Source organism: Microcoleus sp. LAD1_D5, assembly GCF_036702115.1.
In the GTDB taxonomy this organism is placed as follows: Bacteria; Cyanobacteriota; Cyanobacteriia; order Cyanobacteriales; family Microcoleaceae; genus Microcoleus.
In genome coordinates, this window is the sequence record NZ_JAUBSA010000018.1 from 47,256 (window position 1) to 70,037 (window position 22,782).

The following is a 22,782-nucleotide window of genomic DNA, read 5'->3' on the forward strand; positions in this document are numbered from 1 at the left end:
GTTGACTGTTGACTGTTGACTGTTGACTGTTGATTATTGTTTATTATAGTTGAGGTTCAAATTCAATGACAAAAGTTTGTTTTTTACCTGATAACGTGACAGTTGAAGCTGAACCAGGAGAGCTTTTGCTAGATGTAGCCAAACGTGCAGGGGTTTCTATTCCTACTGGCTGTCTCATGGGTTCTTGTCACGCTTGCGAAGTAGAAATTGATGGCGGAGATACGATTTGTGCTTGTATTTCCGGCATCCCTTCCGGGAAGAAGCAAGTGACAATTAATCTGTATGTTGACCCGACTTGGTAATTTGTTAGTTGACTGTTGACGGTTGACTGTTAACTGTTGACTGACAACTGACAACTGACTAATTTTTTTGCCATTCTTGCTGTTTTTTGCGAGCAGATTGCAGCCATTTTTGGGATTCGGGATAAACCGTTGTGCCGGGTTTGACGGATTCTAATTGATTGATAATTTGTTGCAACTGGCTGAGGGAGTAACCGGGATTTTGAGAATTCACATTATTTTGCAAGTTTGCCAACAAGTTTTTAGCTGCTTGCAAAGCTGTTGTAGAATCTTTTTCTGCTTGCAGTCTAATCTGGGTAATTCCTAAATCTTTTTGATATTGAGCGAGTTTAGTTTGAGCGTCGAGATAACCAGGGTTATCGACAGAAATTAATTTTAGTCTGTTAATTGCTTCTTGCCACAATTGTGCTATTTGCTCCCACTGTGCGGCGGGATGTGGCGGTTTTTGCGAGGCGACGGCGGCGGAGAGAGCAAATTCTTTGGCAGCTTCAATTAAGTTGTCAGCCTGCAAAGAACCGGTGGCGACGCCACCCATTGCTTGAAAGTCTCTTTCTGCTGCTTTGAGTGTTTTCTTAGCCGTTTCTCCCGCGAGGGTTTCGGCGGGAATTTGATTGAGTTGGTCGATCGCACTTTGCCAATTTACCGTCGCTTTTTGTCTATCTGCGGCAGTTTTTGCTTCCTGATACTCCTGTTTCGCGGCCTTTAGCGTTTGTTCGACTTGATTTAACTGAGTAAAAGCATTTTTTTGCTGGAAAATTTGAGCCTCCATCCGCCCGACATTTTTGCGGGCGGCTTCAAATTCATCGACTGTAAACCGCCAACGGCAGCGGAAAAAAGAGCAGTACCTCTTTGGGTAATAGCCGAGGAACCACACCGGCAAGGCGTCGAGGTGTTTTTGAGCCTCTTTTGCTTTAATTTCGCCCAAGTCAAAATCAGCAACAGCCGTGGCTTTATTGATTAGTTGATCGGATTGTTCCACAAGGGCGATCGCCTGCCGGTAATTGTGATCCATACTCATAAAACTCGGCAGCAATAATATCGGCATTGTTTTCGCCACGGGCCAGCGAATCATGGGAAAAGGTAGGTTAATCAGCCAAATTATCCCCGCAGCACTTCCCAGCAAACTCCCAGCAAAGATGATTTTACCGAACAATCCGGGCGGGCGGTTGGCTTTGACGGCAGCTTTGAGAGCTTTTTCGCTGAAGTTGGGAAATTCGTCTTTGAAGGTATCGCGGATTTCTTCTCTTGAGGCGAAAGTGCCGTTTTGCGATCGCAACTTCTCCAACCGCTTGATTACCATCCGTCGGTAGACATCACCGGCTAGACTATCAGCCGCCGCGCACTTGTCAACTTCTGCCCGCAAAATTTCAAAAGCTCGATCGGTAAGACGCGCCATAAAACTCACCTATTCCCTTTTAATTATTTTACAGGTTCCCCTATAAATAATTGTTAAAATATATAAAGCCCACATCAAATATCCGACTTAATTTCATGCAGACTGCTTTAATCACCGGTGCTTCTGGCGGAATTGGTGCAGCCTTTGCCGCCGAATTAGCCAAACGCCAGCACAATCTAATCTTGGTAGCTCGTTCCGAAGACAAATTGCAACACCTAGCTGCTCAACTGCAACAGGAATTCAATATTTTGGTCGAAATTATCGTTCAAGATTTGAGCGCACCGGGCGCTGGAACTGCTGTATTTGATACGGTTGTTAAAAAAGGTGGGACGGTTGATTTGTTGGTGAATAATGCGGGTTTTGGCGATTACGGTGTTTTTGCCGATCGCCCGCTTGCGAAACAACTAACAATGGTGCAACTAAATATTGTAGCATTAGTTGAATTATCGCACTTATTTTTGCAGGGAATGCGGCAGCGAAAATCAGGAAGTATTATCAATGTTGCCTCCATCGCAGCTTTTCAACCGATGCCGTACTTGTCGATGTATGCAGCTACTAAAGCCTTTGTTTTGAGTTTCAGCGAGGCACTTTGGGCGGAAAACAAAGATTTAGGAATTGGCGTTTTGTGCCTTTGTCCAGGGCCGACAGAATCGGACTTTTTCGCAGTAGCTGAATTCCCTCAATCAATGGCATCCAGCAGCGGGCAAAAACTCGTTCCTGCAGCGGAAGTAGTGCGAGATGCTTTGAAAGCTTTAGACAAAAATGAGTCTAATGTTGTGACAGGGGGAATTCCCAATCAAATCATCGCCAATATGCCTCGATTGATGCCGCGAGAACTTTTGGTGAAGTCGGTAGAAAAGGTGTTTCGGGCGAAAGCGTAATTACGAAGGAAGTAGTCTAGGGGATTTAACGGATTTAACCTAGGTGGGTTCTAGGAAACTTCGGCAACAGATTGTGGACGAGATTTAACCCATTTAGCCGAGATCGGGAAAAAGGAACAGGGAAAAGAATTCCCAATTCCCAATTCCCAATTCCCAATTCCCAATTCCCAATTACTAATTCCGAGAATTACAAATATCGAGTTAACTGGACTCGATAGCGTTCCTTCTTAGTAACAGCAACTTCCCCAATTTCCAATCTTCCCTTGCCCGTAACAGCAATTAAATCTCCCGACTTGACATTATAACTAGCTTGAGTAACGTCTTTCCAGTTAACTCGCACATCGCCACTATCAATTAAATCGGCCATTTTGCTGCGAGACATTGCGAATCCAGCCGAGGCGACAGCATCCAATCTCATGGATGCTTCAACCGTTGTCATTTCTTTCTTTTTGGGTTCTCTAATTTTGAGTTCGCTCAACTCAATGCGCCGCGTTTGCACAGGAACCGATCGCACTTGCTGCAAACTCATCTCCAAATACTCTACCATCTCGGGCATGACAATGGCCTGCGCGCCGCGTTCTCCCAAAACAATCACATCGCCAGTTTTCTCCCGCACAATTCCCGTACCCAACATCGCCCCCAAAAAGTCGCGGTGAGAAGCTGTATCGAACAAGAAATTGCCAGCGATTTCTACCGCAGCAACGTTAACGCTAGCAGAGTCGATCGGGATATCCGATCGCGCGATCGCAATTCTTTGTCTTTCAGCTTGCGGGTAGCCGCCCCAAGCCACTAATTCCACGTCTGTTAAGCGTTTAAATACCGTCATAGTGTCCGCCAATTCTGGTGGCGACAGAAAATCAGTCTGAGTAACTTCCCAAGTTTTAATTGCTTGTTCCGCTTGGTCGATCGCCCGCGCGACGCATTCGCGGTTTTCAATGCCTTTTAACAGTTCTTCTCTTTGTAACATCAGTTAATGTTAGATTCTAATTTGAAATTGCCAAAAATTGCTGTAACTAAAAAGTCTACTTTTTTAACAGTCACACTACTTTAATTATAGTCTAAAATCCTCAAATAACGATCTTATGATTTTAGTTGCTGGTAAAGCTGATATGATGAGCACGATTATTGTACCAAATCTATGAAGTCTTCGAGTTAAAGTTTTTGCAAGATCTCGATCGAGTATGGCAGCAAAATTGTCCACCCAACTACTTATTCTTCTTCACCCGCAAATACAGCTCTTCCATCGCCTCAATAAACGAACCATCCTTGTGCCAAAACTGTGGAAAATCTCCCTGTTTCTTCACCACGATCGCACTTACCCCACTTTGCACCCCCACCTCAATCGTCTGCGGTAATCGCTTCGCACCATGCCAAAACTCTTTCAGGCTGACCGTTTGCGCCTCACTGGCGATCGCCTGCGTGTAATAGGAATCCACCGCCACAGGGGCCGCTGCATCAGCAGTTAACTCTGCAGAAAGCGCCAAGCCCAAAGGCGTTTTTGCTAATTCGCGGTGCAGCACTTCCTTAGAAAGCCCCCGTAATTCAAACAGTAAAAATGGATCTTTGTCCAATTCGGCCGCCACCAAATAATAAACTCCGGCAATATGTTTGCAGGGATTGCTATAGTCTGGGCAAGAGCAAGTAGTCTTAAAGTCCTCGCGGCTGCTGGGTAAAAGGTGCAATCCGAGGGGTGCAAAAGCCTTTTCAATATTGTCGGGCATTTCGTTGAGCAGCAGCCGAGAAATGAAGCTGGCTTTTGATGCCATTTGGGCGATCGCCATTTGCCACTTTTCCTGACTAATTGGCTCAAACTCAATTTGAGTTGTGTACAGAGGCTCCTTATAAACCCCAAAATAAGGATTAACCGAGCCTCTCACCTGTGCCATCACTAACCCATCATTCATGCCAAAGCTTTTTACCTTGCCGTTTCGTGCATAGGCACGTCCCCGCCCGAGTCGCCCAGAATCAGTAAATCTTTCTAACGCATCGATAAATTTATTGCCCCACCAAGTCCGAGTAAATTGTGACATATTTTTGGGTTTCTCCTAATCTAGAACCGCATTTTTATTGAGCCTAATTAATTTCTTAAATGCCTCATTATCCAACTCAGTCAACCACGACTCATCCGCACCAATAATTGACCCTGCCAATTTCTTTTTGTCCTCAATCATTTGGTCAATCTTTTCCTCCAACGTGCCAATCGCCACAAACTTATGCACAAACACATTTTTTTCCTGTCCAATCCGAAACGCCCGATCCGTCGCCTGATCTTCCACTGCCGGATTCCACCAGCGATCGAAATGGAACACGTGATTGGCTTTTGTCAGCGTAATTCCCACGCCGCCCGCCTTCAGTGACAGAATAAATACCGAAGGTTCAGACTCTGGATCTTGAAACTCTGAAATCATCCGTTCCCGTTTTTCGCGACTGGTTCCCCCGTGGATGTAGTAAGTGTTGTAATGTAGCGTTTGTTTAATATATTTTTCCAACGCGCTTCCCAGTTCTGTAAACTGCGTAAATACCAATAAACTTTCGCCTTCTGCTTTGACTTCCTCAATCATCTCGATCAGTCGTTCCAGTTTGTGCGATCGCTCTGGTGTAAACTCACTTTCATCTTGCAAAAACTGGCGCGGATGGTTACAAATTTGCTTCAGCTTCAGCAGTGTCGCCAAAATCATCCCCTTGCGCTTCATCCCTTCCGTCGCGTCAATTTCTTGTTCTACCTCTTTCACGATCGCTTCATAAAGCGAAGCTTGCTCGCGGGTGAGATTGCAGTAGAGCTTTTGCTCAACTTTGTCGGGGAGATCCTGAATAATCGACTTATCGGTTTTCAGACGCCGGAGAATAAAGGGTTCCACTAATTTTTTGAGCGCTGCCGATTGCGTGCGACTCCCATTTTTTTGAATCGGGATCTCAAACAACTTCCGAAACTGTGCCTCTTTTCCCAAATATCCGGGATTGAGGAAATTAAAAATTGACCATAAATCCAACAATCGATTTTCCACGGGTGTTCCAGTCAATGCTAGTCGATGGGTAGCTGGCAACTTTAAGATCGCCTTAGTTTGCGCCGCTTTCGGATTTTTAATATTCTGCGCTTCATCAATTACTAAGCGATGCCACGCTACGCTGCTCAACAGTTTCTCGTCTTTGCGCGCCAAGGTAAAGGAAGTGATCAACATATCGCAACCTTGGACGGCGGTTTTGAATGCTTTGGCATCTTGCAAACGTTGAGGGCCGTGGTGAATCAGCGATCGCAATTCTGGAGCAAATTTTTCCATTTCCTTTTGCCAGTTACCAACTACGGATGTGGGCGCAATTAGCAGCGTGGGTAGAACCGAAGGTGCGATCGCTTTTTCTGTCTCTTTTGTACTAGATAAAACTTCCCGCTCTTGCAATAATCGAGCAATTACCTGCGCCGATTTACCCAAACCCATATCATCGGCAAGACAGCCATTTAATCCCAAACTTTCCAAATAACTCAACCAAGAAACGCCCCGCTTTTGGTAATCCCGTAACTTGCCCTGAAACTTTGCTGGATCTGCAATTAACTCTAACCGACTCTTATCGTTCAGCTTCTCCAACATATCCGATAAAGCCCGATCGCGTTCAACCTCCAACTGTTCGCTCGCTTCTCCTTCTGCCGTCAACTTCATAAAGTCAATCAGGCTTAAATCGGGATTTTCTTGGCGATGTTTTTTCCAAAACTCCAACATCTCCTGCATCTTGTCTTTGTCCAGTTCCATCCATTGTCCTCGGAACTGCACCAGCGGTGTTTTGCTATTTACTAACGCCTGCCATTCTTGTTCGCTAACCCGTTCACCCCCGATCGCCAATTCATATTGATATTCCACCAAAGAATCCGCCGAAAACAATCCTTTGCCCTTGATTGCAGCGCTATTGATGCCCTTCCCTTTGACTTGCAGGCGAATCTTCGCCCGTTGTCGTCCCTTCGGCGTCCACCAAGCGGGGACAATCACTTTGTATCCGGCATCTTCTAATACCCAAGCGGACTCGCTCAGAAAGGTGAAAGCATCATCTAAGCTGAGGGTAATGTTAACGGGTTTGTCGGTTTCTAGCCCTTGCCAAAGTTGGGGATAAATGCGGGCAGCGTAGCCGAGATTTGTCAGCAAATGTTGCTCAAAGTTGTCTCCGAATTGTGTTTGCAACTGTTTTTGTTGAGTCGATCGCGATCGCCAATAATCCTGCAACGGCATCCGCAGAGATGGGTCTTTTTTCCCAGCCACCTGAAACTCTAAAACCCAAGGCTGTTCGGGGTTTTCGGGGGATTGTAGTTGAAAGCAGAGGGAGAATGAGTCAGCAGATTGATTGCGCGTAATGCGATCGCGCCAGGTTTGCCATTGCCGGTATTGTTCAAGGCTTACTGGCGCGATTTTTCGTGTTTGGTTGAGGCAGATTTGGAGTAAAGAATCCGCAATCTTATTTTCAAACGATGCTGGGATGGGGGTTTGAGTGACAATTTCCGCGATCGCACACTCGGAAAAATGCCGCAGCAACCGTTCGCGCTCGTAGAACTTTGGTGTATCTTGTAGCTGGATCTTGCGAAAACCGGACACACAAACTAAAGGCATCCATTCAACATAGCGTTGTAAATCAGTTTCGTACTGTGTTGAAACAATTTCCCATCCCGGATAAATCTCAAAGCTGGGTGCAATTTTGGCAGGTATTTTTGGAGTTTTTGCAGTTGTTTTGGTTTTTGTCTCGCCCGCTTTCTTACGCCCGCGCGTGGCTTTCTCAGCGGGTTCGGATGTTTCGATGGGTGCGATCGCGATCGGAGCAGTTTCTCGATAGCGCAACGCCGGAATATAATGATCTTTCAGAACAATTTGCTTAAAAATTTGGGTGTAGTGATACCAAAATAGCAAGTCTGAACCAAACTGAACTTCTGCTAAATCGTAGAGGGCAAAAAAATGCAGATCGTTCAATACTTTAGTCAACGTGTGGGTGGCGATGGACACACAATCAACTTCCCAATACTCCAACTCAAATGTTTCGGGTAACTCTGTCTCTAAATATCGCGCTAGTTCTAAAGAGGGCAACGGCTGGTTGTTGGCAGTGGGCAGTAAAAAATACCGAGTGACGATCGCGTATTCTCGCCCCATAGCACTTGTATTGCTGACTGGTGGCAGTTGAATCCCGGCTTCTTTCGTTAGAAACTCTCTTAACTGTGCCGTCTTCAATTGTCGGGGATGAACCTTAGCAGGCTGTTTTTTCTTTTCAGTGGTTTCAACCCAAATATAAAACGTTCCAGGTTGAATAAAATTCTCTTCTGTTTGAGGAATCCAAGTCCCGTGGAGGATTTTCATAGGTCATAGCTAATAAAAGTGTAGTCATTTATGACATTACATGGGAGGCCTCAAGTCCCTCCCCTTTCGCTTGTACTTTGAGCGGATTGACCCGCCTTGGCTGAACTACGCAGCTCTCTATCAAGAGTGCTAAACGCATTTGGGATTGCTTTTCTCAGAATATTGTAAGACCCGTTAACATCGGAGTTAATTAATTGACCTGCTGAAGTCTTGTACAAACCTCTTTTGATCCGCTTACCAGTAAATACATCATCCTTATCAGTTTTTCCATAAACAGGAATTGGATCTAAACCGAGAAAATTTGATTGAGAAGTATAAGATTCTTCTTGCACAACGACCTTAATCCCCACCAATCGAGTTTTATATTCCAACATCTCAATTAGTCGATCATGGGGAATACTGATAAAGTTTTGATTAGTTTGCTTTCCCAAATTAATCTCAGTTTTCCATTGTGCATTCTTGCCAATTACTAACGTCCCCATTTGTTTGGCGACCAAAAGGTCAACAATTAAACGACTGGTATGATGCAAGTAATTGTCAGTTTTTTGGTTGCGACAGCGAGTTAATCGTTGAATGCGGGGTGAACTCTTGCGACTTCCTTTCAATTGAGATTGTAACCGTGCTTTACGTTTGTTGTAGAACTGATTGATTGATTTTAATGGTCGCCCGTTAATCAGGAGAGGGGTAAAGCCCGGCTGATTTGAAGTTAACGCCGCTAAGTTATTCAGTCCTAAATCAATACTAGCTACGAATTTATCGTCGCTGGCGGTGGACTCCGGTTCATCGTATATTACCTCAATTACATAAGAATCGCATTTGGGAACCACTCTAACTTGACAGATTTGATCGGGATTTACTTGGGTTTTGATTGAGAGATGAGTACCCGAAAGCTTAACGATCCCTTTTTTTAATTGTTTGCTACTAATTGCTTGGATCGTGTAGACGAGAATGTTTCGCCCTTTGACCTTATCTTTGTACTTCGGCAGCTTTGGGCGACCAGTAAATTTAGAGTCATCAGTTTTGTAAGCTTTAACCGCTTCAAAAAACGATTTCCAATTCTTGTCCAATATCCTCAAGATTTGTTGGCTGACTTTTGCGGGCATTGCCTTGTATGCTTGATGAGACTTCATCAAACTGTTCATCTCGTTGTAATTGATGTAACTCCATCCATAAACAAAACTCTGACGAATGACGTAGTTAGCAGCATTGTAGAGATTTTTGGATTTAAAAGCTAATTCATCAATCTCAGGGAAACGGTACTCCGTAGATTTAATGATGTGCCGCTCTGCTAGTTGCATTCAGAACTTCCTCGCAACATTTCTCTAACTTCTCTGACTAAAGGATACTATTATTGTTTATTGATGCTTACAAACTTAATGAAGTTTCACAATACACAACTGAAAAAACTGCTCGTCGGTTAATTCGAGGGTTAACTCTAGGGGAGAATGTAGAGGGATAGTTTGTGATTCCATAACTGCCTCCAAATATTACACGAGTTGAATGTCAACAGTCAACCGTCAACAGTCAACTGTTAACAAACAAATAACTAAGTCTCTGTATAACCTTGGATATTTTCCGGTTTAAACTGCTGCAAAATATTCGCAGCTTTCCCAGTCAAATCATCAGTACCCTTAACCGCAATCAAAAATTTACCCGCATTCAAACGGTTGCGGTAGGGCAAAGCATCGCCGCTGCCAAAAGCCATGCCCCCCGCGCCGCCAACAACAAAGCTGCCCATCCCGCCGGCGATCGCACCTAGCACTCCGCCGATGGCATGATCGCCAATTTCGCCCGCCCAAGCAAAAGTCTTCAACTGAGTCATCAGACTGAAAGTAACGCCAGCAATAAAGCCAAACGGCACCAGCCAAACAGCCATGAGTTTAGCTTGTTTATTCGCTTGCTGGTTGGGGTCGATCAAGCCAAATTCATCAGCAGTTTTGTAGCCGCGGCCCAAAATGCTCACTTGCTTCATGGGCAAGCCTTCTTTTTCCAGAGCACTGTAGGCAGCTTCGGCTTGAATTCGATCGGGCAGTACGGCGATAAGATAATTCATTAGAAAACAATTCCTGATAGTTAGGCTTGAATAGCCAAAGTCTATTATAGACCGAAAAGACATACGAGCTAAGCACTTGGGGGATTTTCAGACAGTCAGAGAGTCCGATCGCCCGCAAAGCTAAAATATTTCATGCAAAAAACGGCCGACCTTGACCGAATACAGATACAATTCAAACTGCACAAAGGCAAGCTTGAGCTGAGCTGTTAGATACTGCTCTAAGTCATAAGTCTCAACTTTGAGCTCGCCAACGCTCGGTCTATTTTTACTATTGCACTCAATTGCTTGCTATGCCTAAAGTTCTAGTATCCGATCCGATCGACCAAGCCGGAATTGACATCCTCTCCCAAGTCGCGCAAGTTGACGTAAACACAGGACTCTCAGCCGAACAACTGGTAAAAATTATTCCAGATTACGACGCTTTGATGATCCGTTCTGGCACCCAAGTTACCAAAGAAATCATTGAAGCGGGGAATTCACTTAAAATTATCGGCAGAGCCGGCGTCGGCGTAGATAATGTCGATGTACCCGCCGCTACCCGCAAAGGAATTGTAGTCGTCAATTCCCCCGAAGGCAACACGATCGCCGCCGCCGAACACGCGATCGCCATGATGCTCTCCATGTCCCGCCACATCCCCGAAGCCAACGCATCCGTCAAAGGTGGTAAATGGGAACGCAACCGCTTTATCGGCGTAGAAGTTTACAAAAAAACCCTCGGCATCGTTGGTTTGGGCAAAATCGGCTCCCACCTCGCCGCCGCAGCCAAAGCAATGGGCATGAAACTGCTGGCCTACGATCCCTTCATTTCGACCGAAAGAGCCGACCAGTTGGGCTGCCGCTTGGTAGAACTCGAACTGCTGATGCGCGAATCCGACTACATCACCCTGCACATCCCCAAAACGCCGGAAACCCTGCACTTAATTAACGCTGAAGTGCTGTCGAAAATGAAGCCCACGGCCCGCATCATAAACTGCGCCAGAGGCGGCATCATCGACGAAGCAGCCCTCGCAGAAGCCATCAAAGAAGGCAAGATCGCCGGCGCAGCTTTGGACGTTTACGAACAGGAACCCCTGGAAGCCGATTCCCCGTTGCGGAATGTCGGCCAGAACATCGTGCTGACGCCCCACTTGGGAGCATCCACAGCGGAAGCTCAGGTAAATGTGGCGATCGACGTTGCCGAACAAATTCGCGATGTACTGTTGGGGCTGCCCGCGCGATCGGCTGTTAACATACCAGGAATTTACCCAGACTCGATCGAAAAACTCAAACCTTACCTGCAACTCGCCGAAACCCTCGGCAACCTCGTCAGCCAGCTAGCCGGAGGCCGAGTCGATTACCTCAACGTCCAACTGCAAGGCGAATTGGCCAACAACCAAAGCCAGCCCGTAGTTGTTGCCGCCCTCAAAGGGCTGCTCTCCCAAGCCCTGCGAGAGCGCGTTAATTACGTCAACGCCAGCATCGAAGCCAAAGAACGCGGAATTCGCGTCGTCGAAACCAGAGACGCCTCAATTCGCGACTACACCGGCTCCCTGCACCTCTCGGCTAAGGGAACCCTCGGCGAACACACCGTGACAGGTGCAGTGCTCGGCGAAAGCGAAATTCGGATTACCAGCGTTGACGATTTCCCAGTCAACGTTTCCCCCACTCACCATATGCTGTTTACCCTGCACCGCGATATGCCGGGGATTATTGGCAAAATTGGTTCCCAATTGGGCAGTTTTAATGTCAATATTGCCAGTATGCAAGTAGGCCGTAAAATCGTGCGAGGCGATGCGGTGATGGTTTTGAGCCTCGATGACCCTCTACCAGAGGGGATACTGGCTGAGATCCTCAAAGTTCCGGGAATTCGGGATGCTTACACAGTAAATCTTTGACGGATTTTGGAGTTTAGATTTTGGATGCAAGGGCTGATAATTGATAATGGGTAATTGGTCATTGGTCATTGGCCTGAAAGCGGGAATTTTTCTATTAGCCAATCCTCCTTTCTCACTCCCCAGTTCCCAGTCTCCAGTTCCCCTGGGCCAATCTAAAATCTAAAATCTAAAATCTAAAATCGTTGACCCTCTACCAGAGGGGATACTGGCTGAGATCCTCAAAGTTCCGGGAATTCGGGATGCTTACACAGTAAATCTTTGACGGATTTTGGAGTTTAGATTTTGGATGCAAGGACTGATAATTGGTAATGGGTAATTGATTGTTGGTAATTGGCAAGACAACTGGGAATTTTTCTATTAGTCAATCCTCATTCTTCAGTCCCCAGTTCCCAGTCTCCAGTTCCCCTGGGCCAATCTAAAATCTAAAATCTAAAATCTAAAATTGTTATGGCACATAGCTGGTGGGAAATTAGAATTCTTTGCGATCCGGCGCTGGAAGATATCATCTTTTGGCGTCTGGAACGGTTTTGCTGTCAGGGAACTGCTACTGAGATCAAAAGCAATTCCTGTCTGATGTCGGCTTATTTGCCGGAAGAACAGGCAGGATTGCTGGATTTGGCCGCTCTGTCTCTGTGGCTGCGCCAAGATGCTCTGTGTGCAGGTTTGCCCCTACCTGCGATGCAGTGGGATTTGATTGAAGACGAAGACTGGGGCAGCACTTGGAAGCAGCACTGGCAGCCTCAAGAAGTGGGCGATCGCTTTTTAATTAACCCGGCCTGGCTGCCCTTACCGACTGATACCGATCGCATTATTTTGCGTTTAGATCCCGGTGTGGCTTTCGGTACCGGTGCTCACGCTACTACTCAACTGTGTCTGGAGTCGCTAGAAATGCGTCTCGGTTTTGATGACAAAGAGTGCATCGTTGCTGATATCGGCTGCGGATCGGGTATTTTGTCGATCGGCGCGGTGTTGTTGGGCGCTACAAAAGTTTATGCTTTGGATACAGATCCTTTGGCAGTGCGATCGACCATTAGCAACAGACTACTCAACCGCGTTAATTCTCAGCAGTTAGTTGCAGAACTCGGCAGTATCGATCGCTTGAAAGAAATGGTCGATGAGCCGATCGACGGTTTGATCTGCAACATTTTAGCAGAAGTAATCATTGATTTAATCCCACAATTCACTGCAATTAGCAAACCCACTACTTGGGCCGTGCTTAGCGGCATTTTGCTCGAACAAGCTAAGCCCATTGCTGACACTCTCGAACAGCACGGCTGGATTGTGGCTACTCTGTGGAAGCGCCAAGATTGGTGCTGTTTTAATATTCGGCGTAGTTAGCGATGTGATATTTTAGAGTTGAGATTTTAGGACAGTTGTATTCATTTGTATTCATTCTGAGCCATCTGGATTAGTTGGTATGCGATCGGGTTCAACCTCTCGCACAGCTTGATATATTTATTGATAAAAAGTAGAAGGAATCGCGCTACTATCAAAGCCTAAACAGCTTGAACAAAAAAGCTATAGCCGTTGAAGAACTGGGAGCATCTCCATGAAAGCAGCCAAGCCCAAAATAGGAGCCATGAGCCAGGAGTCAGGAGTCAGGAGGAAAGAGGAAGAAGGAAGAAGAAAGGAGGAAGAAGGAAGGAGCCAGAATAAGTGTTTTTACAAATATGAGATGCTCCCGAAGAACTATATAGACGTTACGCTGCGGGAGAGAGAGATTTTCCTGAAGTTGATTTAAAGTGGTGCTAACTTAAACGTTGCTGGCGTGGGTGATATCAGACACCTCCAACCAGGTCAAAATGAGTTGAGTAGTATGAATCTCAGCGGTGCTAAATTGACTAGAGCAAAAATGAGTCATGTTAATCTCAGCGCTGCTAACTTGAGTAGTGCTAACCTAGACTCTGCTAACCTATCTGGTACGATATTGACTGGTGCCAATTTGAGGCAAGCCATTTTAGATTAGGCCGACCTGGTATGCGACCTAATTGATGTTGACTTGAGAGAAGCCAGCCTGTTTTGTACAGGATTGTCTGGTACTGAGCTAACCACAGCCAACTTGATGGGAGCAACATTTCAAGTCCATACAGAAGAAGATGGTTTAATTTTTTGCGATACTATTCTGCCTCGTTTCAGTTGTGCTTCGGGAACAGGGAAATCAAAGCGTAAATTTCCCCACTCAGGCACTACAAAACGGTTGTGAGTAATACTTTTACCTAATTCTAGCTTCAGAGCATAATTTGCTTGAGTGCGATCGACTCTTATGCTATCCAGTTATATCAATTCCGGTTACACTCCTTATGATGTTGACTGTTGACGGTTGACTGTTGACGCCGTGAACAGTCAACCGTCAACAGTCAACAGTCAACTCGAATTTACTATTCCGATGCTAACGGATTTGATATTATGCGTGCAAAGCCGCAGTCTCTGTTGCAGATAGCTGATTCACATTAACAAGATTGTTTGTAGCTACACTCCCGGACGTTTCACCATTATGAAAAGAGCAGCCAGGAATCGCATCAGAAAAAATAGTCCGATTACCACCCTGCGGATTAAAAACAGCATCCAAATTGCCGTTAAATACAGTGGGAACTGCCCCATCTCCCCGCATCCTGGCATCATAAGTATTGTCAAAATTAACCGGGATACGCTCTACATTCGTTTGGGGACGCAACTCCGAACCGCCACCTAAAACCGAATAAAACCACCCCGTACCAATTCCTTCCTAAGGAGCAGCATCAACACCATGTTCAAAACTGTGTTCCGCCGTCTACCAAGGTGTAACCCCAGCAGAATTGTTGGCAATATCAATGATTAGAAAGACATCACCGATCAGGTTTCCTTGATAGTCGATGAAAGGAATTTTACCTTTGGGAGCCAGCTCAAAACTTTGTGCTGTGATGATAACCTTTTTGTAAGGTGCTTTGCCATACGGAGCCAAGTTTCAAGCTCTAGACAGGGTGGGCTCATGCTTGGTAGTTCATCAAAGGATGGTGCAGTGTATAAGGTAATCATTTTTCAAACTTGTTGATCTCGAATCTCGAATATATCGGGGCTGAACAACTTACGGATGATTCTTACTCCTAGACCTTAACCGAATATACAAAAGTCTACCAAAACAAGAGTCTGCATCTCATCTGCAAGCCTCCAAAAACAGAATTTTCACATATAAATGCTTCTCACCTCTACCTTGAGAAGTATCTTTGTGATTCCGCTGGCTTTCACCCCCGCAACCTTCGGCTTTTATGCCGTGATAAGAGAGCACTTGTTACTCAAAAATTAACGTTGATTTAAACTTTGATTTAGATAAAAATGGTATACAATTCAATTGTTTGCTTGTGAAACATGGAGTCAACATAAACAGTGTCTCAAATAACCAAATAATAATATCCGCGTCAATTACAAGATCGATCGCACTTCTTGATCGCACTTTACAAAACAACCAAAACTCAGGAGTCAATCGCTGATGATGCTAGGAACAACCGAGATCCCGCAATTAAAGCCGCTTTCAGACTCAGAACTACACAAAATGAACGCCTACTGGCGGGCGGCAAACTACCTATCCGTCGGACAAATCTATCTCCTCGACAACCCCCTACTCAAAGAACCCCTCAAAATCGAACACGTCAAACCGAGACTCCTCGGACATTGGGGCACCACTCCAGGCCTCAACTTCATCTACGTTCACCTCAACCGCATCATCAAAGCCCAAGACCTCAACACCATCTACATCGCAGGCCCTGGACACGGCGGGCCGGGCTTGGTCGCAAACACCTATCTCGAAGGCACTTATACCGAGTATTACTCGAACATTTCCCAAGATGAAGAGGGTATCAAACGGCTGTTCAAACAGTTCTCCTTTCCCGGCGGTATCCCCAGCCACGTCGCCCCGGAAACCCCCGGTTCGATTCACGAAGGCGGCGAACTCGGCTACGCCCTCGTCCACGCTTACGGGGCAGCCTTCGACAATCCCGATTTGATTGTGGCGGCCGTTGTCGGCGACGGGGAAGCGGAAACCGGCCCGCTAGCTGCTAGCTGGCACTCTAACAAGTTTCTCAACCCGGTTCGGGACGGGGCCGTGTTGCCGATTTTGCACTTGAATGGCTACAAAATTGCCAATCCTACCGTGTTGGCCCGCATTCCGCGCGAGGAATTGGAAAGTTTGATGGTCGGTTACGGCTACAAACCTTATTGGGTGGAAGGTTCAGACCCGGAAACCATGCACCAGTTGATGGCTGCAACGATGGATACGGCGATCGGCGAAATTAAGGCGATTCAGGAAAAAGCCCGGACGGAGGGCTATTCCGGCCGTCCCCAGTGGCCGATGATTGTGATGAAAACTCCCAAAGGCTGGACGGGGCCGAAGGAAGTTGACGGTAAGAAAACTGAGGATTATTGGCGATCGCACCAAGTCCCACTTTCGGAAATGGCTTCTAAGCCGGGACACGTCCAACTCCTGGAAGATTGGATGAAAAGCTATAAGCCGGAAGAACTCTTCGACGAAAAGGGCAAGTTAATTCCCGAATTGGCAGAACTCGCGCCCAAGGGCGATCGGCGGATGGGGGCAAATCCCCACGCTAACGGCGGCCTGCTGCTGCGAGACTTGAAAATGCCGGAATTTGAAGACTATGCCGTTGACGTGCAAAAACCGGGCACTGTAATGGCAGAAGCAACCCGCGTTTCCGGTCGCTTCCTGCGAGAGGTGATGACACTGAATCAGGAAAACGCCAATTTCCGCATTGTCGGGCCTGACGAGACGGCCTCAAACCGCCTTGATCCGGTGTTTGAAGTGACGAACCGGGTGTGGGCGGCGGAAATTTTGCCCGAAGACGACCACATCTCCCCCGACGGCCGGGTGATGGAAGTCCTCAGCGAACATCTATGTCAGGGATGGCTGGAAGGCTATTTGCTGACGGGACGCCACGGCTTTTTCTCTTGTTACGAAGCGTTTATTCACATCATCGATTCGATGTTCAACCAACACGCCAAGTGGTTGAAAACTACTAACGACATTCCTTGGCGCCGACAGATCGCCTCTCTCAACTACCTGCTAACTTCTCACGTTTGGCGGCAAGACCACAACGGTTTTTCTCACCAAGATCCGGGTTTTATTGACCACGTAATTAACAAGAAAGCGGAAGTGGTGCGGATTTATTTGCCGCCGGATGCGAACACTTTGCTGTCAGTAACGGATCACTGTCTCCGCAGCCGCCACTATGTCAACGTGATTATTGCAGGGAAGCAGCCGGCATTGCAGTATTTGGATATGGATGCTGCGATTAAACACTGTACGGCCGGCATCGGTATTTGGGAGTGGGCCAGCAATGATAAAGGCGGCGAACCGGATGTGGTGATGGCTTGCGCCGGTGATGTTCCGACGCTGGAAACTTTGGCTGCTGTTGACATTCTCCGCCGAGATTATCCGGATTTAAAAGTGCGGGTGGTTAATGTGGTGGATTTGATGACTCTTCAGCCTGCTAGCGAACATCCTCACGGTTTGTCTGATAAGGATTTTGATGCTTTGTTCACGATAGATAAGCCGGTGATTTTTGCTTTTCACGGCTATCCTTGGCTGATTCACCGATTGGCTTACCGCCGCACGAATCACTCGAATATTCACGTTCGGGGTTACAAGGAGGAGGGAACGACTACTACGCCGTTTGATATGGTGGTGATGAATGACCTCGATCGATTCCATTTAGTTGGAGATGTTCTCGATCGCGTTCCGAAACTGAGTTCTGTAGCAGCTTACGGCAAACAAGCTATCCGTGACAAGCTGATCGAGCACACGCAGTATATCACTAAGCACGGCGATGATATGCCGGAAATCCGCGACTGGAAGTGGCCGCACGCGGGCCCGGTTTCATCGGAAGCGCCGAAGGAAACGAAAGATCCGACAACGACAGGAGATCAAAGTGTGCGATCGGGTGCACCGGGGTAATAGGTTCGTAGTCAGGACTTTAGTCTTTCTTCAGCTAGATTGATGCGGACTAAAGTCCTTCCATTTTTTCCCTAAGTCCAGTTGAATCGGAATGATTTAACCGCAGAGAACGCAGAGAACACAGAGGAAGATAAGAGAGAGATGGATAATTCTGATGCTAAAATGAGGCTAGGGCGCGATCGAGTAATACCTCAACTTGGACGCGAGTAACTCCCGGAAACCATTCGAGAAACTGGTCAATAGAGGCCCCATCTTTAAGGTTCTCGAAAAAGGCGGCAACAGGTACGCGCGTTCCCCGAAATATCCATGCACCACTCACCTTGGTTGGATCGCGTTCAATGACTTTAAATAGGTCTATATTCTGCATGACGTTCGTTGCTTGTTGCGGCTCAAGTAAAACAACTAAGATAGAATTAATGTTAGCATAAATCAACGGTGATTAAGGATTTGTACATTCAAAAGAGGCGGTCATGCTTAAAGAAATAGAAATCCAAAATTTTAGGTGCTTTGAGCAAATCAAAATTTCTGGTTTTGAAAGAGTAAATTTAATCGGCGGTAAAAATAATGCTGGCAAGACAGCCTTGCTAGAAGCACTTTTTCTGAATGTTGCTCCAGAAGCTGGCAGTCTAGAAATATTAAGAGAACTTAGAAGGGAGTCCTCAGAAGCCCTAGAAGCTATGCCTCAGAGAGCTTGGGATAACTTATTTTATGCACTAAAAAAAGATAGAATAATAGTAATTATAGGAAAAGACGAAAATCAGAAAGCCGATCTAGTAGAAATATCGATAGAATCGCTCAATAAAGTTATAAGCATAGATGATATTTTGGGTATCGGTAAGGTGTCGCATCGTCAAGGTATAAGAGAAATAATAAATTCTTTGCCGAAGGACAAGTCTGGTGTATCTGTAATAACTATTAAGTTAATAATAAACGAAAAAAAAGCTGTTACGTCTTCTTTAATAGCCAGTTCCAGTGGTTCAATAACTACTGGTAGCACTTCTACTACTGACGAAGTACCAATAATTCCTTCCTTTATCATGTTTTCTGGAAAAGAGATCACAGAAGCCTACGATCGAGCGCGTTTGGATGACAAAGATAGTGAAGTTTTGAAAGCTTTTCAAGTTTTAGACTCTTCTATAGAATCAGTAGAGAGTTTTTCGATTGGAGAACCCACGCTCTACTTGAGAAGAAAAGGCGAACAGCGTTTGCCTTTATCATTGTTTGGAGATGCCATTAACAGAGTTGCAGAAATAATCCTTAAACTGGTAAACAATAAGTATAAAATCTTGCTAATCGATGAGATAGAAAATGGCATACATTATACAAGCCAGCGGGAGTTTTGGAGAGTGTTATTTCGGTTGGCGGTTGAACTGGATACCCAGATTTTTGCTACAACTCACAGTTTAGAGATGCTTCAAGCATTTGCTGATGTGGGTTTAGAACCAAATCAGGAATGCAGCAGCGCATATTTTGAAATGGCAAAGAAATGGAAAACAGATCAAATAATCGGAATTCGGCGCGATTTGGAAACTCTTAGTTATGCCATTCAGCATCAAGAAGGAGTGAGAGGTGAGTAATATTGTCATAGTAGAAAGTAAAAATGATAGAATTTTCATGCAGGCAATGGTTGAGAAACTAAACTGCGATCTCCAGGTAGCATCACCTATTTATATAGATGATTATAAAAGTTTGGACGGCTTGGACGAAACAAAGTTAATCTCTGCTTTAAAAAATTTAAAAGCAGAGATTCCAAAAAAAGGGGTAAAAAAAATAGGGATTATTATTGATATCGATAACTATTCAGAGCAAGAGCGGCTGGGATTGGTAAACAACTGTATAAAAAATGGGTTTGGAACTGAAACTAAAACTTTGTCAAGCACTAAACAATTTATCGATATTTGTGGAGATAATGGAACAAAGGCAGAATTGGCTTGTTACTTTACAAATGTTGGAGGTAGAGGCGAACTGGAAACGCTTTTAAAGGCAATAAAGGCTAGAGAATCACCTCATGCTGATTGTTTGGATAGCTGGAAAACTTGCATAGAAAAGCAGGGACAGGAAATCGACCGCAAAGATTTTGATAAATTTTGGGTTAGCAACTATATTAGGTATGATACTTGCTCAACGCAGGATCAGAAACAAGCGGGAAGGAAATGCAGTATGGCTGGGTTTGATTATGTTATGGAACACAAAAAAGATATTTGGGATTGGAATAATCCTGCACTCGATGATTTGAAGGAGTTTTTTACACTCTTTTGCTAACATAGTAAAATTCACACACAATTAACTAACTCATGAGCTTAAAAATCTACTTTGTACGACACGGTGAAACGACTTACAGCCAGACTGGCGGTTTCTGCGGTCATATCGATCCAGAATTAACGCCCGCAGGTTTTCAAATGGCAGAACAGTTTGGCGCCGCTTACGCAAAATTGCCTTGGAATGCTGTTTATGTCAGTCCGATGAAACGGACTATTGCTACTGCAAAACCTTTGTGCGATGCTGTGGGAATTGAAATGCAGCTTCACGACGGACTTAAGGAAATTAATTACGGTGAGTGGGAGGGCAAAACAGTAGAAGAGGTCAAAAAAGAATACGAAGAAGATTATATTAATTGGCTGACTGAACCTGCTTGGAATGCACCAAATGGCGGCGAGACTTCCGTGGAAATTGCTAGCCGATCGTCATTAGTTATCGCAGAAATTCAGGAAAAGTACAAGAGCGGTAATGTTTTGGTTGTCTCGCACAAGGCGACTATTAGAATTATTCTGTGCAGTTTGTTGGGGATTGATTTGGGACGTTATCGCTATCGCATTGCCACTTTAGCAGCTTCTGTCAGTATTGTTAAGTTTGACGTGCGCGGCCCGTTGCTGGAGGTTTTGGGCGATCGATCGTACATGGATGAAACTCTCCGGAATTTACCCGGTACTTGAAATTGCGGGTAGGGTGCGCGCACTGCGTACCCTACAGTCTGAAACTAAATCGCGCCTATGTAAGACAATCCTAAAATAGTACCTGCTCCTAAAATATGACCAAAGGCCATAGTTCCCACAACTGCACCCAAACTCAAACCGCCGAACATACTGGATGAGGGCATTGCTGGGCCTGTGGTAGGCTTCTGGATGGTTGATTTGCCGATCGCAATAGCTGCAATATTGCAAAGAATCATAATCAAACCGATCGTGGGACTCCACTCTACGGTTCTGGGGGCAACGGCAAGTAAAATTGGTGTAAACATCGATCGGCTCCTTAAACTTTAGTAAATGAAAATGTGCATAGAAGATATATCAAAAAAATGCAACTGTTAGCTACACATTGCATTAAGAGTTAATTTTTCGACATTTTTCTTAATAATTTTCCCAGGATCTCAAGGTTTCTTAGTCTGTGCAGGCGGATGAAAGTTTGACCAGACGCGATTTCAATCGCCTAGCGATCGAAAGAACGAATCAACAGGACATAATAAAGCATGAAAATACTGGTGTTAAATGCGGGTTCTAGCAGTCAAAAAAGCTGTCTTTACGAGTTAAACGATGTCTTGCCCGATCGACCTTTGCAACCCCTCTGGTCAGCTCAAATTGATGGGAGTCACCAGCAGGGTATAGCAGAGTTGAAAGTCCAAACAGCAAAAGGCGATCAACTTGAAGAGGAGTTTGCGTCAGACTCTCGCAAAGATGCTATTTCTCGAATGCTGGAGAGTCTTTGGAGGGGAAGAGTTCAAACCATTAATGATTTAAAGGAGATTGATATTGTCGGCCACCGCGTCGTACATGGCGGACAAGATTATCAGCAAAGTACGTTAATTTCGCCGGATGTTAAAAAGGCGATCGCCCGTTTATCTGTTTTCGCCCCTGTCCACAATCCGGTTAACCTCGAAGGTATCGAAGCGATTGAAAAAATCCTCGGAAATGTGCCGCAAGTAGCAGTATTTGATACAGCTTTTCACGCACAATTGCCGCCCGCAGCCTTTGTTTATCCCGGCCCCTATGAATGGCTGGAAAATGGGATTCGCCGTTACGGTTTTCATGGGATTAGCCATCAATATTGCGCGCGTCGGGCCGCCGACATTCTGGGTCAAGATTTAGCAGATTTGCGGTTGATTAGCTGCCATTTGGGCAACGGATGTTCTCTGGCGGCCATTCGCGGTGGCTGGAGTGTTGACACGACGATGGGATTTACGCCTTTGGAAGGTTTGATGATGGGAAGTCGATCGGGTTCGATCGATCCAGGCATTCTCATTCATCTGTTAAAACAATCCGATTTTACTGCTGAGAAACTTGATGGTATTCTCAATCGAAATTCTGGTTTAAAAGGGATTTCAGGGGTGTCTAGCGATATGCGGCAGATTGGAGATGCGATCGCCCAAGGTAATGAGAGAGCTCAACTGGCTTTGGATATTTATATCCACCGTTTGCGTGCCGGAATTGGTGCCATGCTGGCGAGTTTAGGAGGGTTGGATGCTTTAATTTTTACGGCTGGAGTTGGGGAAAATTCTGCTGTTGTGCGATCGGCTGCTTGCGAAGCTTTTGGATTTATGGGTTTGAAATTGGATGGGGAGAAGAATCAACAGTCGCCGATGGATGAAGATATTGCGGCAGTGGATTCAGCGGCGAGAGTTTTAGTCATTCACACGCAGGAGGATTGGGAAATTGCGCGAGAATGCTGGAAACTTTATCACTAATTTATTTTATGGATTCTCGCCTCTTCCGTACTTAGTGTGCTGGCGTTAACTTAAATTTATCCTGAAGGCTTGCTAGGTAAGGCTGTGAAATTATTTACATCTCCTTGCGCTGTTGAGCAACTTGCTCAAGTCGCGACGATTGCCTTAAAATCCCTGCCAGCTATGGTGTAGGACGCCAAAAAACTAATAATTTGGCACACTAAATACGGAAGAGCAGATATTATTAGGCTCATTAATCAGAATTACCGAAAAAAACTTCCCTTTTTTCAGAGGGGTATGATGGCTATGTCCTTGATTCTATCAGTGTTTTGATGGGGTTCTCACCCTGTCCGTGCA

Annotated in this window: 20 protein-coding genes and 1 pseudogene; 12 read left to right on the top strand and 9 right to left on the bottom strand. The window is 45.6% G+C overall.

The features are described from left to right. The first annotated feature begins 65 nt into the window (after positions 1–65). On the top strand, positions 66–302 hold the full coding sequence (locus QUA70_RS10685; RefSeq protein WP_006634188.1) for a 2Fe-2S iron-sulfur cluster-binding protein: 237 nt from the start codon (positions 66–68) through the stop codon (positions 300–302). A gap of 58 nt (positions 303–360) precedes the next feature. Here the strand turns inward: QUA70_RS10685 and QUA70_RS10690 are convergent, their stop codons facing one another. Next, entirely contained in the window at positions 361–1,695 is a 1,335-nt protein-coding gene (locus QUA70_RS10690; RefSeq protein WP_333346854.1) for a hypothetical protein, read from the bottom strand. 95 nt (positions 1,696–1,790) lie between these two features. Here QUA70_RS10690 and QUA70_RS10695 point away from each other — a divergent pair, with 95 nt between their 5' ends. Beyond that, positions 1,791–2,576 (top strand): SDR family oxidoreductase, encoded by a 786-nt coding sequence (locus QUA70_RS10695; RefSeq protein ID WP_333346856.1) that lies wholly within the window; start codon positions 1,791–1,793, stop codon positions 2,574–2,576. 187 nt (positions 2,577–2,763) lie between these two features. Here QUA70_RS10695 and QUA70_RS10700 read toward each other — a convergent pair whose 3' ends face one another. From QUA70_RS10700 to QUA70_RS10720, 5 genes and pseudogenes are all read right to left on the bottom strand, one after another. Beyond that, the gene (locus tag QUA70_RS10700) at positions 2,764–3,543 is read right to left on the bottom strand and encodes a photosystem II S4 domain protein (RefSeq protein ID WP_333346859.1); all 780 of its coding nucleotides are present in this window, start codon (positions 3,541–3,543) and stop codon (positions 2,764–2,766) included. Positions 3,544–3,781: 238 nt separating this feature from the next. Beyond that, positions 3,782–4,606: an SWIM zinc finger family protein gene (locus QUA70_RS10705; protein WP_333346862.1), complete on the bottom strand. Its 825-nt coding sequence runs from the start codon at positions 4,604–4,606 to the stop codon at positions 3,782–3,784. Positions 4,607–4,621: 15 nt separating this feature from the next. Continuing rightward, a complete protein-coding gene (locus tag QUA70_RS10710) occupies positions 4,622–7,900 on the bottom strand; it encodes a DEAD/DEAH box helicase (protein ID WP_333346865.1) in 3,279 nt (1,092 codons plus the stop codon). Positions 7,901–7,928: 28 nt separating this feature from the next. Next, positions 7,929–9,198, bottom strand: a pseudogene (locus tag QUA70_RS10715) (RNA-guided endonuclease InsQ/TnpB family protein). A 248-nt stretch (positions 9,199–9,446) separates the two neighbouring features. Then, entirely contained in the window at positions 9,447–9,953 is a 507-nt protein-coding gene (locus QUA70_RS10720) for a hypothetical protein (protein WP_333346866.1), read from the bottom strand. Positions 9,954–10,243: 290 nt separating this feature from the next. Here QUA70_RS10720 and serA point away from each other — a divergent pair, with 290 nt between their 5' ends. From serA to QUA70_RS10745, 5 genes are all read left to right on the top strand, one after another. Then, complete coding sequence (gene serA / locus QUA70_RS10725) at positions 10,244–11,827, top strand: phosphoglycerate dehydrogenase (protein ID WP_333346869.1); 1,584 nt, start codon at positions 10,244–10,246, stop codon at positions 11,825–11,827. A 447-nt stretch (positions 11,828–12,274) separates the two neighbouring features. Further along, positions 12,275–13,165 carry a 50S ribosomal protein L11 methyltransferase gene (prmA, locus tag QUA70_RS10730; RefSeq protein WP_333346872.1) on the top strand — a complete coding sequence of 297 codons (891 nt, stop codon included), beginning with the start codon at positions 12,275–12,277 and terminating at the stop codon, positions 13,163–13,165. Positions 13,166–13,376: 211 nt separating this feature from the next. Beyond that, complete coding sequence (locus QUA70_RS10735) at positions 13,377–13,568, top strand: hypothetical protein (protein ID WP_333346875.1); 192 nt, start codon at positions 13,377–13,379, stop codon at positions 13,566–13,568. A gap of 75 nt (positions 13,569–13,643) precedes the next feature. Further along, a complete protein-coding gene (locus tag QUA70_RS28585) occupies positions 13,644–13,793 on the top strand; it encodes a pentapeptide repeat-containing protein (protein WP_445251626.1) in 150 nt (49 codons plus the stop codon). 528 nt (positions 13,794–14,321) lie between these two features. Then, positions 14,322–14,519, top strand: coding sequence for a hypothetical protein (locus QUA70_RS10745; RefSeq protein ID WP_333346877.1), 198 nt, complete (start codon positions 14,322–14,324; stop codon positions 14,517–14,519). Between the two features lie 78 nt (positions 14,520–14,597). Here the strand turns inward: QUA70_RS10745 and QUA70_RS10750 are convergent, their stop codons facing one another. Then, a complete protein-coding gene (locus tag QUA70_RS10750; RefSeq protein ID WP_333410402.1) occupies positions 14,598–14,768 on the bottom strand; it encodes a hypothetical protein in 171 nt (56 codons plus the stop codon). Positions 14,769–15,293: 525 nt separating this feature from the next. Between QUA70_RS10750 and QUA70_RS10755 the strand changes: the two genes are divergently transcribed. Next, positions 15,294–17,768 (top strand): phosphoketolase family protein, encoded by a 2,475-nt coding sequence (locus QUA70_RS10755; RefSeq protein WP_333346880.1) that lies wholly within the window; start codon positions 15,294–15,296, stop codon positions 17,766–17,768. A gap of 157 nt (positions 17,769–17,925) precedes the next feature. On the opposite strand, the gene QUA70_RS10760 is transcribed toward QUA70_RS10755, so the two are convergent. Beyond that, positions 17,926–18,201, bottom strand: coding sequence for a DUF433 domain-containing protein (locus QUA70_RS10760; RefSeq protein ID WP_333410404.1), 276 nt, complete (start codon positions 18,199–18,201; stop codon positions 17,926–17,928). Between the two features lie 37 nt (positions 18,202–18,238). Here QUA70_RS10760 and QUA70_RS10765 point away from each other — a divergent pair, with 37 nt between their 5' ends. Genes QUA70_RS10765 through QUA70_RS10775 form a run of 3 tightly spaced genes read left to right on the top strand, consistent with a single transcriptional unit; the run spans position 18,239 to position 20,701 of the window. Further along, positions 18,239–19,345, top strand: a complete 1,107-nt coding sequence (locus QUA70_RS10765; RefSeq protein ID WP_333346885.1) for an ATP-binding protein — start codon at positions 18,239–18,241, stop codon at positions 19,343–19,345. Further along, positions 19,338–20,030, top strand: a complete 693-nt coding sequence (locus QUA70_RS10770) for a DUF3226 domain-containing protein (RefSeq protein WP_333346888.1) — start codon at positions 19,338–19,340, stop codon at positions 20,028–20,030. The genes QUA70_RS10765 and QUA70_RS10770 overlap by 8 nt, the downstream gene beginning before the upstream one ends. A 32-nt stretch (positions 20,031–20,062) precedes the next feature. After that, the gene (locus QUA70_RS10775) at positions 20,063–20,701 is read left to right on the top strand and encodes a histidine phosphatase family protein (RefSeq protein ID WP_333346891.1); all 639 of its coding nucleotides are present in this window, start codon (positions 20,063–20,065) and stop codon (positions 20,699–20,701) included. 44 nt (positions 20,702–20,745) lie between these two features. Here QUA70_RS10775 and psaK read toward each other — a convergent pair whose 3' ends face one another. Beyond that, entirely contained in the window at positions 20,746–21,006 is a 261-nt protein-coding gene (gene psaK / locus QUA70_RS10780) for a photosystem I reaction center subunit PsaK (protein ID WP_333346894.1), read from the bottom strand. Positions 21,007–21,234: 228 nt separating this feature from the next. Between psaK and QUA70_RS10785 the strand changes: the two genes are divergently transcribed. Continuing rightward, positions 21,235–22,446 carry an acetate kinase gene (locus tag QUA70_RS10785; protein WP_333346897.1) on the top strand — a complete coding sequence of 404 codons (1,212 nt, stop codon included), beginning with the start codon at positions 21,235–21,237 and terminating at the stop codon, positions 22,444–22,446. The last annotated feature ends 336 nt before the right edge of the window (positions 22,447–22,782 follow it).

Bases quoted from the DNA above. Each gene is read 5' to 3' on its own strand.
- QUA70_RS10685 (WP_006634188.1), top strand. From the start codon at position 66: ATGACAAAAGTTTGTTTTTTACCTGATAACGTGACAGTTGAAGCTGAA.
- QUA70_RS10690 (WP_333346854.1), bottom strand. From the start codon at position 1,695: ATGGCGCGTCTTACCGATCGAGCTTTTGAAATTTTGCGGGCAGAAGTT.
- QUA70_RS10695 (WP_333346856.1), top strand. From the start codon at position 1,791: ATGCAGACTGCTTTAATCACCGGTGCTTCTGGCGGAATTGGTGCAGCC.
- QUA70_RS10700 (WP_333346859.1), bottom strand. From the start codon at position 3,543: ATGTTACAAAGAGAAGAACTGTTAAAAGGCATTGAAAACCGCGAATGC.
- QUA70_RS10705 (WP_333346862.1), bottom strand. From the start codon at position 4,606: ATGTCACAATTTACTCGGACTTGGTGGGGCAATAAATTTATCGATGCG.
- QUA70_RS10710 (WP_333346865.1), bottom strand. From the start codon at position 7,900: ATGAAAATCCTCCACGGGACTTGGATTCCTCAAACAGAAGAGAATTTT.
- QUA70_RS10720 (WP_333346866.1), bottom strand. From the start codon at position 9,953: ATGAATTATCTTATCGCCGTACTGCCCGATCGAATTCAAGCCGAAGCT.
- serA (WP_333346869.1), top strand. From the start codon at position 10,244: ATGCCTAAAGTTCTAGTATCCGATCCGATCGACCAAGCCGGAATTGAC.
- prmA (WP_333346872.1), top strand. From the start codon at position 12,275: ATGGCACATAGCTGGTGGGAAATTAGAATTCTTTGCGATCCGGCGCTG.
- QUA70_RS10735 (WP_333346875.1), top strand. From the start codon at position 13,377: ATGAAAGCAGCCAAGCCCAAAATAGGAGCCATGAGCCAGGAGTCAGGA.
- QUA70_RS28585 (WP_445251626.1), top strand. From the start codon at position 13,644: ATGAATCTCAGCGGTGCTAAATTGACTAGAGCAAAAATGAGTCATGTT.
- QUA70_RS10745 (WP_333346877.1), top strand. From the start codon at position 14,322: ATGAAAAGAGCAGCCAGGAATCGCATCAGAAAAAATAGTCCGATTACC.
- QUA70_RS10755 (WP_333346880.1), top strand. From the start codon at position 15,294: ATGATGCTAGGAACAACCGAGATCCCGCAATTAAAGCCGCTTTCAGAC.
- QUA70_RS10765 (WP_333346885.1), top strand. From the start codon at position 18,239: ATGCTTAAAGAAATAGAAATCCAAAATTTTAGGTGCTTTGAGCAAATC.
- QUA70_RS10775 (WP_333346891.1), top strand. From the start codon at position 20,063: ATGAGCTTAAAAATCTACTTTGTACGACACGGTGAAACGACTTACAGC.
- psaK (WP_333346894.1), bottom strand. From the start codon at position 21,006: ATGTTTACACCAATTTTACTTGCCGTTGCCCCCAGAACCGTAGAGTGG.
- QUA70_RS10785 (WP_333346897.1), top strand. From the start codon at position 21,235: ATGAAAATACTGGTGTTAAATGCGGGTTCTAGCAGTCAAAAAAGCTGT.